This is a genomic window from Myxococcus eversor, assembly GCF_010894455.1.
In the GTDB taxonomy this organism is placed as follows: Bacteria; Myxococcota; Myxococcia; order Myxococcales; family Myxococcaceae; genus Myxococcus; species Myxococcus eversor.
In genome coordinates this window covers 669,464-684,675 of sequence record NZ_JAAIXY010000002.1, presented here as the reverse complement: position 1 = coordinate 684,675, position 15,212 = coordinate 669,464, and the positions used below count along the sequence as shown (strand labels likewise).

The 15,212-nt window shown below is 69.2% G+C and carries 13 protein-coding genes; 4 read left to right on the top strand and 9 right to left on the bottom strand.

Annotation, left to right across the window (positions count from 1 at the left end; genetic code table 11):
• Nucleotides 1-214 precede the first annotated feature (214 nt).
• From glgX to G4D83_RS06240, 3 genes are all read right to left on the bottom strand, one after another.
• Nucleotides 215-2,344, bottom strand: a complete 2,130-nt coding sequence (gene glgX, locus G4D83_RS06250) for a glycogen debranching protein GlgX (RefSeq protein WP_163863715.1) — start codon at nt 2,342-2,344, stop codon at nt 215-217.
• A gap of 70 nt (nt 2,345-2,414) precedes the next feature.
• The gene (locus G4D83_RS06245; RefSeq protein WP_163863714.1) at nt 2,415-3,689 is read right to left on the bottom strand and encodes a hypothetical protein; all 1,275 of its coding nucleotides are present in this window, start codon (nt 3,687-3,689) and stop codon (nt 2,415-2,417) included.
• A 249-nt stretch (nt 3,690-3,938) separates the two neighbouring features.
• Nucleotides 3,939-4,391: a hypothetical protein gene (locus tag G4D83_RS06240; RefSeq protein ID WP_163863713.1), complete on the bottom strand. Its 453-nt coding sequence runs from the start codon at nt 4,389-4,391 to the stop codon at nt 3,939-3,941.
• Nucleotides 4,392-4,524: 133 nt separating this feature from the next.
• Between G4D83_RS06240 and G4D83_RS06235 the strand changes: the two genes are divergently transcribed.
• Entirely contained in the window at nt 4,525-4,740 is a 216-nt protein-coding gene (locus G4D83_RS06235; RefSeq protein ID WP_240356187.1) for a hypothetical protein, read from the top strand.
• 218 nt (nt 4,741-4,958) lie between these two features.
• Here the strand turns inward: G4D83_RS06235 and G4D83_RS06230 are convergent, their stop codons facing one another.
• Nucleotides 4,959-5,483, bottom strand: a complete 525-nt coding sequence (locus G4D83_RS06230; RefSeq protein WP_176435955.1) for a hypothetical protein — start codon at nt 5,481-5,483, stop codon at nt 4,959-4,961.
• A 394-nt stretch (nt 5,484-5,877) separates the two neighbouring features.
• On the opposite strand from G4D83_RS06230, the gene kdd reads away from it, so the two are divergent.
• Nucleotides 5,878-6,915, top strand: a complete 1,038-nt coding sequence (gene kdd / locus G4D83_RS06225) for an L-erythro-3,5-diaminohexanoate dehydrogenase (RefSeq protein WP_205522580.1) — start codon at nt 5,878-5,880, stop codon at nt 6,913-6,915.
• 1 nt (nt 6,916) lies between these two features.
• Here kdd and G4D83_RS06220 read toward each other — a convergent pair whose 3' ends face one another.
• The 3 genes from G4D83_RS06220 to G4D83_RS06210 form a co-directional block, all read right to left on the bottom strand.
• Nucleotides 6,917-7,630, bottom strand: coding sequence for an MOSC domain-containing protein (locus G4D83_RS06220; RefSeq protein ID WP_163863711.1), 714 nt, complete (start codon nt 7,628-7,630; stop codon nt 6,917-6,919).
• A gap of 122 nt (nt 7,631-7,752) precedes the next feature.
• Nucleotides 7,753-8,175 carry an Erp protein gene (locus G4D83_RS06215; protein ID WP_163863710.1) on the bottom strand — a complete coding sequence of 141 codons (423 nt, stop codon included), beginning with the start codon at nt 8,173-8,175 and terminating at the stop codon, nt 7,753-7,755.
• Nucleotides 8,176-8,252: 77 nt separating this feature from the next.
• The gene (locus G4D83_RS06210) at nt 8,253-10,727 is read right to left on the bottom strand and encodes an efflux RND transporter permease subunit (protein ID WP_163863709.1); all 2,475 of its coding nucleotides are present in this window, start codon (nt 10,725-10,727) and stop codon (nt 8,253-8,255) included.
• Between the two features lie 466 nt (nt 10,728-11,193).
• On the opposite strand from G4D83_RS06210, the gene G4D83_RS06205 reads away from it, so the two are divergent.
• Both G4D83_RS06205 and G4D83_RS06200 read left to right on the top strand, forming a co-directional pair.
• Nucleotides 11,194-13,671, top strand: coding sequence for an efflux RND transporter permease subunit (locus G4D83_RS06205; protein WP_163863708.1), 2,478 nt, complete (start codon nt 11,194-11,196; stop codon nt 13,669-13,671).
• A 95-nt stretch (nt 13,672-13,766) separates the two neighbouring features.
• Nucleotides 13,767-14,021, top strand: a complete 255-nt coding sequence (locus G4D83_RS06200) for a hypothetical protein (protein ID WP_163863707.1) — start codon at nt 13,767-13,769, stop codon at nt 14,019-14,021.
• 15 nt (nt 14,022-14,036) lie between these two features.
• On the opposite strand, the gene G4D83_RS06195 is transcribed toward G4D83_RS06200, so the two are convergent.
• A complete protein-coding gene (locus G4D83_RS06195; RefSeq protein WP_163863706.1) occupies nt 14,037-14,465 on the bottom strand; it encodes a hypothetical protein in 429 nt (142 codons plus the stop codon).
• Between the two features lie 52 nt (nt 14,466-14,517).
• Nucleotides 14,518-15,168: a hypothetical protein gene (locus G4D83_RS06190; protein WP_163863705.1), complete on the bottom strand. Its 651-nt coding sequence runs from the start codon at nt 15,166-15,168 to the stop codon at nt 14,518-14,520.
• Nucleotides 15,169-15,212: the final 44 nt, after the last annotated feature.

Genomic DNA, 15,212 nt, shown 5'->3' with positions numbered 1-15,212 from the left:
GCACGAGCAGGGCCCGGATGGCGTGGAACACACGCGGACACTCCGTGTGGAGAGCGTCACGCGATGAACGCGGACCCCTCCACCGCCGCGTCATCCTGGTCTCGGCGCGCCACAGCCTGGGCAGAACTTCGCACCGTCGGCCTGTCTCCAGGGTGTGTCCGGGATGCAACAGGGCCTCGCCAGTACGACGAGGCCCTGGTCCTTCAAGCGCGACTCAGTTCTCGACCTGACGGAACACCGCCATCGCGCGGCCCACCAGCTCGAACTTCCCCTGGGGCGTGACTTTCTCCCCGCCCCGGTTGTCGTCCGCCGTGTAGAGCGCCAGCTCCCATCGGTGGCCCGTCGCGGCGGCGGGCACGGTGAAGGACACCGGCTCATGGTGCGCGTTGAGCAACACCAGCACCGCGTCGCCGATGATGCGCTGGCCCCGCTCGTCCGGCGTGGGGATGGCATCGCCTCCCAACAGGAACGCCAGCGAGCGCACGAAGGGCTTCTTCCAGTCCTCCGCGCTCATCTCCGACCCATCCGGACGGAACCACGCCAGGTCCTTGTGCTCGGAGTCCCAGAGGTGCGTGCCCTTGAAGTAGCGCCGCCGCTGCAACACCGGCTGCCGGTGCCGGAAGTGGATGAGCTTCCGGGTGAACTCCAGGAGCTTCTCGCGCCGGGCGTCCAGCTCCCAGTCCACCCACGACAGTTCGTTGTCCTGGCAGTAGGCGTTGTTGTTCCCCCGCTGCGTGCGCCCCATCTCGTCGCCCGCGACAATCATCGGGACACCCGTGGACAGGAACAGCGAGGCCAGGAGGTTGCGCTTCTGCCGCTCGCGCAGCGCGATGACACCCGCGTCCTCCGTCTCGCCCTCCACGCCGCAGTTCCACGACTGGTTGTCGTCCGCGCCGTCGCGGTTGTGCTCGCCGTTCGCCTCGTTGTGCTTGTGGCTGTACGTCACCAGGTCGTGCAGCGTGAAGCCGTCGTGCGCCGTCACGAAGTTGATGCTCGCCTGCGGCTTGCGCCGCGCCTCCGCGTACAGGTCCGAGTTCCCCGTCAGCCGGTAGCCCACCTCGCTGGCCTGGTTCTCGTCGCCCTTCCAGTAGCGGCGCAGCGCGTCCCGGTACTTGCCATTCCACTCGCGCCACGGCGCGGGGAAGCCGCCCACCTGGTAGCCGCCGAGCCCCACGTCCCACGGCTCCGCGATGAGCTTCACCCGGCTCAACACCGGGTCCTGATGGAGAATCTGGAACAGCGCCGCCCTCGGGTCGAACCCGCCTTCCCCCGTGCGTCCGAGCACCGTGGCCAGGTCGAAGCGGAACCCGTCCACATGCATCTCGTTCACCCAGTAGCGCAGGCTGTCGATGATGAGCCGCGCCGCGTTCGGGTTCGACGCGTTGACGCTGCTGCCGCACCCGGTGAAGTCCAGGTAGTAGCGCGCGTCCGGCATCAACCAGTAGTAGCTCGCGTTGTCGATGCCCTTCAGCGACAGCGTGGGCCCCAGGTGGTTGCCCTCGCACGTGTGGTTGTAGACGACGTCGAGGATGACCTCGAGCCCCGCGGCGTGCAGCGCGCGCACCATGGACTTGAACTCGGCCACCGCCGCGCCCGGCGTCTTGCGGCTGGCGTAGTACTGCTCGGGCGCGAAGAAGCCGAGCGTGTTGTAGCCCCAGAAGTTGGACAGCTTCTTGTCGTTGAGGAACGAGTCGTCCGCGAACGCGTGCACGGGCAACAGCTCCACCGACGTGACGCCCAGCTTCTGCAAGTGCTCGATGATGGGCGGCGAGGCGAGCCCCGCGTAGGTGCCGCGCAGGTGCTCGGGCACGTCGGGGTGCTTCATGGTGAGGCCGCGCACGTGGGCCTCGTAGATGACCGTCTTGCGCCAGGGAATCTCCGGCCGGCGGTCATTCCCCCAGTCGAAGTAGTCGCTCACCACCACGCTCTTGGGCACCCCCGCCGCGCTGTCCCGCTCGTCGCGCGCCAGGTCCTGCTGAGGGTTGCCGAGCGGATAGCCGAACACCGGCTGCTTCCAGTCCACGTCGCCGTGCAGGGCCTTGGCGTACGGGTCCACCAGCAGCTTGTGCGGATTGCAGCGGTGCCCCTTCGCCGGCTCGTACGGGCCGTGGACCCGCAGGCCGTACAGCGTCCCAGGCTCCAGGCCGGGCACGTAGCCGTGGTGGACGAAGTCCGTGGCCTCCGGCAGCGGGAAACGTTCGATTTCCTTCGTTGGATTCGCGGGGTCGAAGAGACAGACCTCGATGCGCGTGGCCACCTGGGAGAAGACGGCGAAGTTCACTCCCGTGCCGTCGAAGGTGGCACCACGCGGCCAGGGCTTGCCCGGCCATACTTCCCTGCTCATACGGGCTCTCGATTCCTCTTCAAGGAAATTGCCCGCTGAATGTGGGATGGCCCCCGCGTACCGGCAACCGTCAGGCAGCGACAGCGTGGTCCAGTGAGCGCCAGGTCCCCAGCGCCCAGTCCTCCTCCTCTGGATCATCGAAGCTCACCACGCACAGCGCCCGGTGCCTGCCCGAGCTGCACACCGCCGTCAGCCGGCACTCGCCCGGCTCCATGTGCAGCGAGGCGCGGCCGCTCACCCGCTCGCCCCGGTGCTCCAGCTCCATGGCCCGACGCTCCGCCGAGGTGGGGACGAGGCCGTCCTCCGTCGCGTCTTCCAGCGGGACGAAGCGCACGCTGCGCCGATGGTCCCTGGCCACCCAGGTGCCGTCCTCCAGGTGCGCCTCCGCCAGCGAGCCCGGGATTCGAATCTCCCACCCCGCCGGCAGCGCCACCTGCACCGCGCCTCGCCGGTAGCCGATGGGCGGCCCCTTCGCCGCGTGGAACGCCGCGTGCCGGTGGACCAGCTCCGCGAGCGTCCCACCCACGCCCAGATAGCCGAGCACCTCGCGCCACTCGCGCCAGGGATATGCCAGCTCCGGGTCCTCCCGCCACGCCAGCTCCAGCGCGCGCGCCACCTCGCGCATGAGCCTTCGCTCCTCCTGCAGCAGCGGCGGGCGCCACACGACTTCCGTCCACAAGCGGCACAGGGCCCGGCCCAGCCGCGCCTGCGCGCCCACGCCCTGCTTCCACCACGGAAACACATCCATGCCCACGCGAGGGTCCTCGTACACGCGCCGCATCCAGCGCTCGTCCCGGGGACCCAGCGGCGTCAGGAGCGCGCCGGGGTACTCGAAGGTGTGGCCGAAGCGCATCGACATCGCGAAGCCCGACTGACCCCGGCTGCGCAGGCGCAACACCTGCCCCACGGACTCCTGGAGCCACGCGAGCATGTGCACCTCCACCGGGCCCGCGTCGTCCGTGTGGAAGTAGCCCGTGGGGTCTCCCACCCCCATCGCCTCGTCGGGCTCCGCCCAGTGCAGGTGCAGCGCCTGCCCCATCGCCTTGAGCAAGTCACAGAGGAAGACGTGGTAGCCCGGGCCCACCGCCGTCGTCTCCGCGGAGATGACGACGCGAGCGCCGCTGGCCGCGAGGATGGAGACCTCCCCCGCCGCCGGATGCAATCGCAGGCGCAAGAGCGGCGCCCCGTGGGGACCCGCGCTCAGGTGACTGCCCTCCAGCCATTCCCTGGCGTTGTCCTGGAACCATTGCTCCACCTGTCGTAGCCAGGCGCGCGAATTGTCGGGTGACGACGTGAAGGGCACATCCCCTCCACGCCGGCCGGCCAGCAGCAACTTCACACTCATCACGCCTCTCTCGGGTTGGATTCAGGGTGCGGGGAGACCAGACACCTCTCCGGGCCTTGTCAGGAAAGCGCGTTTCGCCTTGAAGGTGCCACCGACCCCGGGTCCCTGCCGGCCCGTGCTCCACGTCGCGCGGAGGCACGAGCGAGCGGCCTTCCGCCCGTTCGCCTGTCTGCCGTTGCCGCAATGACTTTCAGTGAAGGGCGCTTCCGTGGCCCGGAGGCTTGGGGGCCACGGAAGTTGAAGAGAGGTTCAGTTCTGGGTGGTGGCGGCGGGCGCGTCCTTGCGCGCGTTGGCGGCGACCTTCTCCGCGATGCGGGCCCAGTCGGCGTGCTGGCGCACGGGGTCCAGGGACGGCTCGGCGTTCAGCGCCGCGGTGGCGGCGAAGCCCGCGTCGGCGGCGCGTCCCAGCCAGATGATGGACTCGTCCTGGCTGCCCGCGCGCGCGGCGATGACGCCCGCGTAGAAGAGGCCATCCGGGTGGCGGAAGCCGTCGTTCCACGCCTTGCGGTAGAGGAAGAGCGCGTCCTCGTAGCGGCCATCCTCCAGCAGTTTGTCGGCCTCGGCGCCCAGCCGGCGTGACTCGGTGGCGTCGGGCGGCACAGGGCGGGGGACGGGCCCGGAGGGGTTGCTCGGGTCGTTGGTGTGGGTGGTGGCGCAGGCGGTGAGGTGGAGGACGGCGAGGACCGTGAGGAGACGGCGCATGGCGGGAGTGCTCCGGGGTTGAGGTTGAGAAGGTTTCCGGCGGGGACGCTGCCAACACCTGAGCGGCCATTCAAGCAGGGGCTCGATGCCCGGAGCCTGGAGGACCCCCACGTTGCGGGGAAAGGAGGCCGTCATGAGCAAGAAGGACGTGTTGCACATTCCGCCCGATGCCCTTCCCACCATCCCCAAGCGCGAGGCGGGATTCGAGGACGAGTCCTCACCGCGTCGCGCTCCCCCGACGCTGGAACCGGGCACGGGGCCCGGAGGGACCCCAGGGGCGGATGCGGACCCACTCATCATCGAGCCGCAGTCAGACCCCGGCCGCTACCCCGGGACGAGCGTGTCCTGAGCGTCACGCCGTGAAGCGCGCGAGGCCCGCGTCCGACAAGGGCGCGGGCCTTTTGCTGTCCGGGAGGGCCATAGGGGCGCCGCGTGCCTGGAGTGGCGGGGCCCCTTGAGGTGGGGACCTGGTCCGGGTGGCTTCCGCGCACGTGTCACGGGCCGGAAACGACGATGCCCGCGCCGGTCGGGGCGCGGGCATCTCGTGCTCTCGCGTTCAGCGCGGAGCTACTGCTTGCGGCCGGACTCCGGCTCGCGGGGCGCGGTGGTGTCGGGCGCGTACGGGTCCTCGCGGTCGGTGGAGTCAGGCGACAGGTCGCCATCCCCCCGCGTGCCGGGGTCGACGGCGGTGTCATCCGCGGGGTCCAGCGTGCCCGAGCCACCCGTGCCCGGGTCCAGCGTCGGGTCCTGGCCCGTCGGCGGGCTCAGCGTCGGGTCCTGGCCCGAGGGCGGGCTCATGGACGGGTCATCCACGCCCGTGCCGCCCGTGCCCGGGTCCACGGAGGGGTCCGTGGCGGGCGGCGGGCTCATCGTCGGGTCATCCATGCCCGTGCCGCCCGTGCCCGGGTCCGGCGACGTGCCCGCGGGAGGCGTCGTCGTGTCGGTGCCCGTCGGGGTGCCCGTGTCCGTCGTCGTCGGCGCCGTGGTTTCGTCGCGCTTCGCGCTCGAGTCGGACTTGCACGCGGTGCCAAACACGAGAGCGCCGGCGGCGAGCGAACCCAGGACGAGCTTCGTCTTCAGGAACTTCTTCATGGTGGTTCTCCCACTGAAAAGTTTTGGGTTGGTGTGGCTGGCTGCTGCTGGACGAGAACCTGAGCAGCCAAATCGCGACCTGCAGGGGGCGCTCCTCTGGTCGCCTGCTCCCCGGCCAGCGGCGGGAGGGTGGACGTGCGGCCCCTTGTCAGTGCGCGACCGTGCTTCAGCCCCGCCTCGGGGCCGGGGTCCCCGCCGTCGAAGCCGGATCGGTCGGGCTCATCGCCAGCGCGAGCCCGCATGAACCCGAGGCCCGCACACCTGAAACAGTGCGGGTGATGAGATGAAATTCATTGCGGATATGTGTGGCATTGAGCCTGGGGTGGACGCATATCGTCCTCGTCTCGGCGGGACGTCTGTCTTGTCGAGCCCACGGCCAGCGAGGAGGAATGGGATGGAGACGATGGCGGATGCCTATGGTTTGTCACGCGTCGTGGGTGCGACGGGCTTCTTTCCCCAGCGCGCCGGTCGCCTCGACCCGTCGCTGCCGTGTCGCGAGTCGGAGCTCGTCGTCGAGGTCGAGAGCCTCAACATCGACGCCGCCTCATTCGAGCAGATTGCCCGGGAAGCCGGAGGCGATGACGCGCGCATCTCGGAACAGGTGGTGAGCATCGTCCGGGAGCGCGGAAAGATGCACAACCCCAAGACGGGCTCGGGCGGCATCTTCATCGGCGGGGTGAAGGAGCTGGGGCCCCGGCATCCCGCGCACGGAAAGCTGCGCGTGGGTGACAGGATTGCCTCGCTCGTCAGCCTCACGCTCACCCCGCTGGTCATCGAGGAGATTCGCGCCGTCCACCGCGACACCCACCGCGTGGACGTGCGAGGCCACGCCATCCTCTTCGCCTCGGGCAGCTACGCGACACTCCCCGAGGACTTGTCGGACGCCGTCGCCCTGGCCGCGCTCGACGTCTGTGGCGCTCCAGCGCTGGTCGAGCGCCACGTCAGGCCCGGAATGACAGTCGCCGTCCTGGGGGCGGGCAAGGGAGGTGCGTTGTGTCTCGCCCAGGCGCGGCGCGGCCTGGGGGACACCGGGAGGCTCCTCGCCATCGACCTCCACGGGGGCGCGCTCGCGGAGCTCCAGGAACACCACCTCTGCGACGTGGCCTTGAAGCTGGATGCCACCCGGGCGGTGGAGGTGCAGGAGCACGTCCTTCGGGCCACGCGAGGCAGCCTCTGCGACCTGGTGGTCAACTGCGTGTCCGTCCAGGACACGGAGATGGCGACCATCCTCTGCGCTCGTGACGGCGGCACGGCCATCTTCTTCTCCATGGCCACGAGCTTCACCTCGGCATCCCTCGGTGCCGACGGCGTGAGCCGGGACGTCACCCTGCTGATGGGCAACGGCTATGTGCCGGGGCACGCCGAGCTCACGCTCGGGCTGCTGCGCAAGGACGCGGGGCTGCGCCAGCTCTTCGAGCGCCGGTACGGCTGAGTCAGCCTTCGTGGTTCGGGCCCACCAGCCGGGGCTGGTCATCCCCGCGCGTACCCTGGGCGCGGCGTCGCAGGGACTCGCGCCACCCGGGTGCGAGCAACGGGCACTCCGCCAGCGCCGCGGCGTCCTCCCGCCGGTGTTCGTGCATGGCCCGGTTGGCGAACGCGACGGTGAACGCGGGAAAGGGGCGCTCCACCCGCTCCAGCGCGTCGCCCGTCTGGACTTCGCCCTCTTCCAGCACGCGGTAGTACCAGCCCGTGCGCCCCGTGCGCTGGAGGAGCAATGCCAGCTCCTTGTGCCTCCATCGTCGCGCGGGCTTCCAGCACGGCTGACGCGGCTGGGACACCTGCACGCGCGCGCCACCCACCCGCAGCACGTCGCCGATGCAGACGCTGTCCTCCGCGCCGCCGGAGACGACCCAGTTCTCACCGAAGGCGCCCGGCCCCACGTCCTCACGCGCGAGCTGTGCGCGCCAGAAGGCGTGGTGCGAGGCGGGGTACGCGAGCACGGCCTTCTCCACGCCCCCATGCACGCGAAGGTCCGCCTGCCCATCTCCGGCCAGGCCCGTGCGAGACAGCCACACCCGGCCCTCCACGGGCTCCTTGTGGATGGCGCTGGTCCACGGCCGCTCCAGCGGGTCCACGGCACCGGTCGTGCCGAGCTCGCGGGGAAGGCCCACGTGAAGCGAGAGGATGCGGCGAGGCTCGGTGTCCATCACCCGCGCGACAAAGCAGGCGCGGCGGGCGCTGTCCAGTGCGGGCGCCCCTCGAACGACGCGAGGCGGGAGCCGCCATGGAAGGCCGCTCCCGCCCCGTCAACCTGATGACCTGCGTGGCGTCAGTAGGTTCCGCCGTCCATCACCGCGCCGCCCGGAGGCGGCTGGACCGTGCCGGACGTGTTGTCGTCCGTGGTGCCCGGCACCACGCCCGAGCCGCCCATGCCCGCGTCACCGTCGAACGTGGGCGTGGACGTGGTCCCCGGGGCCGTCGTGGTGGTGTCCGGCGTCGTGGTGGTGCTGTCGCTCGGCACCGTGGCGCTGCCGGGGTTCTGCTCCGGCGTGGCCGGCACCGTGCCCGGGTTGGCCGGCGCCGTCTGCGCCGGGTCCTGCGTCATCGTGTCCGGAGTCGTGCTCGGACTCGTCGTGCTCCCCGAGCCGCCCGTCGCGGGCTGCTGTCCCGTGGTGCTCGTGTCCGCCTGGGCCACCACGATGGGTGCCTCCGTGGAGCTGCACGCCGTGCCCAATGCCAGGGTACCTGCCATGGCACCCGCCCACATCCACCGCCTCAAGTGCTTCGCCATTGCCTGCCTCCTTCCGTGGGTTGTGCGTTACGTCAGCTTCAAGGGGTGGCGTGCTCGGGACCTGGAGTCCCCGCCGCCGCCCGTTCCTTCATCTCCGAATCCATGCGCGCCCGGTGCCGACGCTGTCGTCGCGCGTTCAGCACCAGCAGCAGCGCGGGAAAGGCCACCAGCATGACGAGTAGATTGGTGGCGAAGCCCAGACTGGCCAGTGCCCCCACCGAGTTCAGGCCTGGATGCCTGGCCAGGAAGAGCGCGCCGAAGCCCATGGCGCTCGTCAGCAGGCCCCCGGAGATGGCCCGACCTGTCTCCGAATAGACCTCCACGAAGTCGCTGCCCGGTGACGCCAGCCGTGTCAGCAGATGCACGCCCGCGTCCACCGTCGTCCCGATGAGCACCGGGATGATGAGGATGTTCAGGTAGTTGAACTCCATCCCCAATATCGGCATCAGGCCAATCAGCGCGAGCAGCGACACCACCGTGGGCAAGAGGCACAGCACCGCCATGCGCAGCCCGCCCAGCGTCATCCACATGGCCAGCAGCACCGCCAGCGTCGTGCCGCCGAGGATGAGCGGCGCCTCGTGCGTCACCATGTCCAGCAGGTCCGCCATCACCATGGCCTCACCCGCCGCGGACACGCGCTCGCCATCGGGGGTGGCCACGCCGCGCACCTCGCGCGCCAGGGCCCGCACCGCCTGCCCGTCCGACTGATTCACCGCCGGATACACCAGCACGAAGCTGCCGGGCGTGCCCTCGCGGCCCATGAACTGCTGGCGCACGCTGGGCGGAAGGTCCTGGAGCGTGAAGGGTCGGGCCTCGCTCTGCCGGCGCAGCTCCGCCAGTTGCGCGCGCTGCTGTTGCGTCAGGCCCTCCTCCGGGACGCGCTCGAGCACGCGTTGGATGTCCTGGAGCACGGCCTGCTTGCGCGGCTGGTCTTGAGGCACGAGCGACGACAGCGAGGCCACGAAGTCGATGGTGGAGTCCGGGCCCCGCTCACGCTGACGTTGGGCCAGGGCGGACGCCATCGCGTGCTCTTCCTGGGGACCCTTGGTGAGGACGACAATCGGCGTCTGCGAGTAGCCGATGATTTTGTTCACTTGCTGGTCGAGCACGAACGAGGGCAGGTCCTGGTCCTCGAGCGTCCCGAAGTTGTAGTCGAAGCGCACCCGAGGCGCCTGCGTCAGCAGCCCCACCAGCAGCACCGCGGAGAGGGCGGTGATGAGGACGCGGTGGCGCACCAGCACCGCCCCGAAGGGAGACGCGCGCGGCGCGACGGTCGCCCGCTTGGGACGCCAGCCCCAACGCGCCGTCAGTCCGAGGAGCGCCGGCAGCACCAGCACGTACGCGGCGATGAGCACCAGCATGCCGATGCCGGCGATGACGCCGAACTCGCGGAACGCGCGCAGTTGGGACGTGCCCAGCACGAAGAAGGTGAGCGCCGCCACCAGCGCGGAGACGAGCGCCGCGCCGCCGGTGTGGGTGAAGGCCTCGCGTGTGGCCTGCTCGGAGGACTCGCCCTCCGTGCGCAGGTGCAGGTAGCGGCCCAACAGGTGGATGCCGTGCTCCACGCCGAGGCCGCCGAGGATGGCTCCCAGGAAGCCCGTCAGCAGATTCACCTGCCCATACACCAGGGCGACGAGGCCGTACGTCCACGCCAGGCCGATGCCCACCGGCGTCAGCACCAGCCCCACCGCGAGCGCGCTGCGGAAGTGGAAGAGCAGGTACAGGAGCATCAGCGCCATGGCCACGGCCGACGACACGGTGATGTCGCGGATGATCTGCTGCTGCTGGTCCAGCTTCTTCTGGAAGGTGCCGGTGATTTCCACCCGGAAGTCGGCGCCGTACTTCGACAGGTCCTGCGCGTCGAGCAGCCCGCGCACCTCGTCCACGACCTTCCGCGAGTAGGCCAGGTCCGCCGACGTCATCTCCGGCTTGACGAGCACGACGACGCGCCGGGCCTTCGCGTCCAGGTAGTAGTCGTCCGTCGCGGAGGACATCTTCTGCCCCGCGGCGCCGCCGTACTTCGCCTCCAAATCGGAGAAGTCGATGGACGGCGCGGCTTCATCCACCAACTGCACATAGAGCGGATTGGCCTGCTTCTGCTCCCACGCGAGCCGCGCGGCGAGCCGACGGTGCACCTCTCGCAGGTCCTCTTCCGACAGGAAGTACATCGCCCTGTCCCTGAAGAAGGCGCCCGTGCGTTCCTTCTCCACGAAGCGGATGCCCGGCAGCGCCTGGAGCTTGGGCGCCAGGTCATCGGCGAAGCGGCGCAGCGACTCGGCGTCGCCTCCCTCGCCCACCACCGCCACCCAGCCGAGCGCGCCGAAGCGCGTCTCCAGCTCATGGAGGTCCTGCACGCTCTCGAACGAGTGCGGCAGCAGGTCCACCAGGTTGGCGTTGAGCTTGAGGTTGCGGGCGAAGAAGCCCCCGACCGCCGCCAGGAGCAGGGCGATGCCGAGGGCGAGAATGGGCCGCCGGTGGCTGCGTGTTGCCAGGGCCCCGAGGCTCCGCTCCACGCGCCGCGTCCATCGGCGCTCACCGGGTTTCGATGTGGTCGGCTCCGATTCCATCCGTCGCGGTAGGCGGTCCGTCTTCTCCAGGCCCCGGCCTCTCCGGTGGCGTGGAAGGCGGCACGGCTTCCCCTCCCTCGGGTGTCCGCGTCAGCGGCCCCATGTGGTCGGGAACGTGGGGACTCGGCGCGGGGGATGCAGTGCCCGCCGCCTGGTCGTCTGCCCCTCAGGAGGACGGCGGACCCGCCGCTTTCGGCCCTGGCGCGCGGGCTCGCCGTGAGCAGGGCTTCACCCCCGGAATCAGCCGGGCAGACAGACGGGCGAAGGCCCTTGGGAATTGTTAGTGAAGGTCAAGTGATTCGGTGCCTTACATTCCGCCTTACGGCATAAACGCGTTGACTCCCTGGTTGGCGCATGCCCAAGGTGGGCCGGCCGTCGTTCGGCCCGCAAACAACACAGCAGGTGTCGCAACATGGGTGAGAAGCGTTGGTCGGAGCGGTTCGAGGGGGCGATGGGCCAACTCGCCGCGCGGAGCCACCGGCGTCCGTACCAGGCACTGGTGGTGGCGGTGGTGCTCACGCTGCTGGGAGCCTGGTTCGCGAGGACCCTGACGCTCAACGCGGACTTCGTGGGCCTGCTGCCCAAGGCGTTCCCCAGCGTCCAGGACATCGAGAAGCTGCGCAAGCGCTTCGGCGGTCAAGGCAACGTGGTGGTGGTGGGCATGGGCGCGGAGCCGGAGGTGCTCAAGCGCTTCGCGGACGACATGGCGCCGAAGCTCGCGGAGCTGTCGGAGCTGCGCTACGTCAACTACCAGCGGCCGAGCGAGTTCTTCGACAAGCATGCGCTGTACTACGTGGACCTGGATGACCTGAAGACCATCCAAAGCCGCATCGACGCGCGCATCGCCTGGGAGAAGGAGCAGGCCAACCCGCTGTTCGTCCGGTTGGATGATGCGCCGCCGCCGTCGGTGGACTTCGCCGACATCGAGCAGAAGTACACCGGCCGCGCCAACCAGCGGCTCTCCGGCCAGGGAGATTTGTACTACCTGGACCCGACGGAGCGCATGGTGGTGCTGATGGCGAAGCCCCGGGGCAGCGCCGCGGACCTGAACTACTCGAAGAAGGTCGTCACCCAGGTGGAGGACTTCCTGGCGAAGCAGGACCTGTCCAAGTACGGGCCGGGCTTCAAGACGGCGGTGACGGGGACGTTCAAGAAGAAGATCGACCAGCAGCGCGTCATCGTCAGTGATTTGGCGACCGCGTCCTCGCTGGCGATGGTGCTCCTGCTGGCGTACCTGGCGTTCCACTTCCGCAGCGCGCTGTCGGTGGCCTTCACCATGGTGCCGGTGCTCGCGGGCCTGGGGTGGACGTACGGCTTCGTGGGGATGGCGTACGGGCAGGTGAATCTGCTGACGGGCTTCCTGGCGGCGGTGCTCGGCGGCCTGGGCGTGGAGCACGGCATCCACCTGTTGGGGCGCTACGGGACGCTGCGCTCGGAGGGGATGACGTCCGAGGCGGCGGTGCACGAGTCCTTCCGGCACACGGGCTTCTCCGCGCTCATCGCGGCGCTGGTGGCGGCGCTGACGTTCTTGAGCCTCGCGCTGTCGGAGTTCAGGGCGTTCCGCGAGTTCGGCATCATCGCGGCGGTGGGCATGCTGGTGAGCATCTTCGCGTACGTGCTCATCCTGCCGGCGCTGCTCGGGGTGGCCTCGCGGTTCCGTTGGTCGCCGCGCGTGCACCAGGGTGGCACGGGGCCCATGGCGTTGTTGGGCCGGTGGCTGCCGCGCTCCTACCGGGGCGTGGCGGTGGTGATTGGCCTGGGCGTGGTGGCGCTCATCTCGCAGTCGTACCGCATCTCGTTCAACTACGACTCGCGCACGCTGGAGGACTACAAGCAGGCGTCGGCGGTGCTGGACCAGAAGGTGAACGACATCCTGGGCTACTCGCAGACGCCGGTCGTCGTGCTGACGGACTCGCAGGACATGGAGCGTGAAGTTGTCCGGCAGTTGGAGGCGCGCAAGGCGGCGCGGGGCAAGGACTCCACCATCGACTTCGTGGGGGCGCTGGAGGACCTGGTGCCCCGGCAGCAGCCGGAGAAGCAGGTGGTGCTGGAGGCCATCTACACGCGGCTGAACAAGCTGGACTCGGCGCGGCTGCCGGAGGACACGCGGGTGTCGCTGGCTCGCGCGTTGAACATGTCGCAGGCGAAGCCCTTCACGCTGGCGGAGCTGCCGGCGAGCGTGCGTCACCAGTTCGAGAGCCTGGATGGGAGCACGGGTGGCGTGGTGCTGGTGTACGCGGGCGGCGGGGTGAGTCTGTCGGATGGTGAGGGCACGCGGCGCTTCTCCAAGGAGGTGCGCGGGCTGCACATGCCGGACGGCAGTTCGGTGTCGGCGGCGGGCGAGGCGCTCATCCTGGCGGACATCCTGGACATGGTGTCGCGCGAGGGTCCGCGGATTCTCGCGGCGGCGGTGCTCAGCGTGCTGGCGGCGATGTGGCTGACGTTGGGGCGGCTGCGCACGGCGCTCATCTGCATGGTGCCCACGCTCCTGTCGGTGGCGGGGTTGGTGGGGTTGATGGCGCTGTTGGATTTGCAGTTCAACTACCTGAACATCATGGTGTTGCCGGTGTTGGTGGGCACCACGGTGGACGCGGGGGTGCATCTGGTGCAGCGGCTGGGTGAGCCGGGCGCGGACTTCATCTCCGTGTATGCGGAGACGGGTCGGGCGATTACGGGCGGTCTGCTGACGAGCGCCATCGGCTTCGTGGCGCTGGTGCTGGCGAAGCACCCGGGGTTGAACTCGATTGGTGACCTGGCGAACCTGGGGTTCGGGTTGAACATGGTCATCGTGCTGCTGGGCTTCCCGTCGCTGCTGCTGCTGGTGGAGCGGTGGCGGCGCAAGCACGGGGCCACGGCGGAGCAGCCCGAGCAGCCCGCGCCGGAGGCGTGAGACTTCTCCACGCCCGGCGCGTGTCGTCGTGCCGGGCGGGTGGCAGACTGCGCGGCACGGTGGCGCCGGGGTGGTGCCAGATGGAGGGCAGGGCAATGAAGCGAAGCGGGTGGCTCGCGGTGGTGACGGTGGCGGTGGCCCTGGCGGGCTGTGGCCATGGTGGGAAGAAGGAAGAGAAGAAGGGCGACACGCGGTGCGAGGAGTCGCGGAACCTCTCGTGCATCACTGGCACGGAGTGTTCCATGGACCGCGAGCGTGGCTGTGAGGTCTGTCGCTGTTCGCCCGCGGATGCACTGACGCCCACGGACAAGCGCCGGCCCACGGCGATGGAGCCGCAGCAGCGCTGGTAGGGTGAGAAGGGCTGGCTACAGCTCCGCGAGGATGCGGCCGCGAGCGTCGATGGCGTAGACGGCCCCGGCATCCATCAAGGGCGTTTCCAGTTCGATGCCGCAGCGGGAGAGCCTGGGAAGGAAGCTGACGAAGTAGAGGTCGTCGTTCTCCTTCAGGACCGAGGCGTCATAGGTGTCCCGGCGCGCGAGGCATCGCGCGAGGGGTTCATCGCGCGCATCCGGTTTGCGGTCGGGCGGAAGGAACGCATTCATGGCGACCTCGAGTGCCGCCATCGCTGGGCCATCCAAGTGGATCCCCTGTTCCATCGAGTCTGGAAACGTCACTTTCGAGGCTTCCTCGGGAGGCGCGCGCTCGGCCTTCTGGGGCTTGTGGTAGCCGAGGAGGGAGCAGCCGCTCAGGAGCGATGCGCCACAGAGGAGTGCGATGAGCGGGGTGGTCTTCATGGAAGGCTCCCGCATGATTTCACGGACAGGGGGCGGTGTGGCGTCATCGTGGTTACCAGCCCATGCCTTCGAACATACGGATGTTCCCGTTGTCGTCGTAGACGTGACCGATTTGAACCCACTGGCCCCCGCGCAGCGCTGAGACCACTCGGGTCGCATAGTTGACGCTGTACACGGAGCACGCTCCATCTCCACGCCGGTTGAACACGAAGAGTTCACGTTGGAAGACCCGTTCCGTCTTCTCAGTGACGACGCGAGCAGGATTCCACCTGCCGCTCAGATCTCCAGGTGAGAAGCGCGCATTGTGAGGATGGGTATGGTCGCCGCCGGTGATGAGGGCGTTCACTCGCGCGGGGTCATGGAGGACTTGTGGCATCGAGCAGGTCTTCATCTCCCGTGTGTCCTGCCTGTCTTTGAAATCCGATAGGTAGCTCAAGTAGAATGCGTCCTCATCGGGTGCGTAATAGTTGAGGGCGCAGTACTCGGAGCCCATGGGGCCTCCTGATGCGCCGCCCTGTGCGGTCATGAGCTCGCACCCTGCTTCCGCCAGGGCTTCCGTCGTCTTGAATGGACCCGCAAGCGGGCCATCAACCTGGAGGCGCCCGTTCTCCAAGCGGTGCACGCGAACGTTGGGGTTCGACCCACAGGCCCCGGCTCCGAGCATCAGGGCCAACAGCAGGGCACGAGCGTGGGTCGAGGACATGGAGAAGAGCGGAAACCTAGCATCTTCACCAGGAAGGGAGAGCG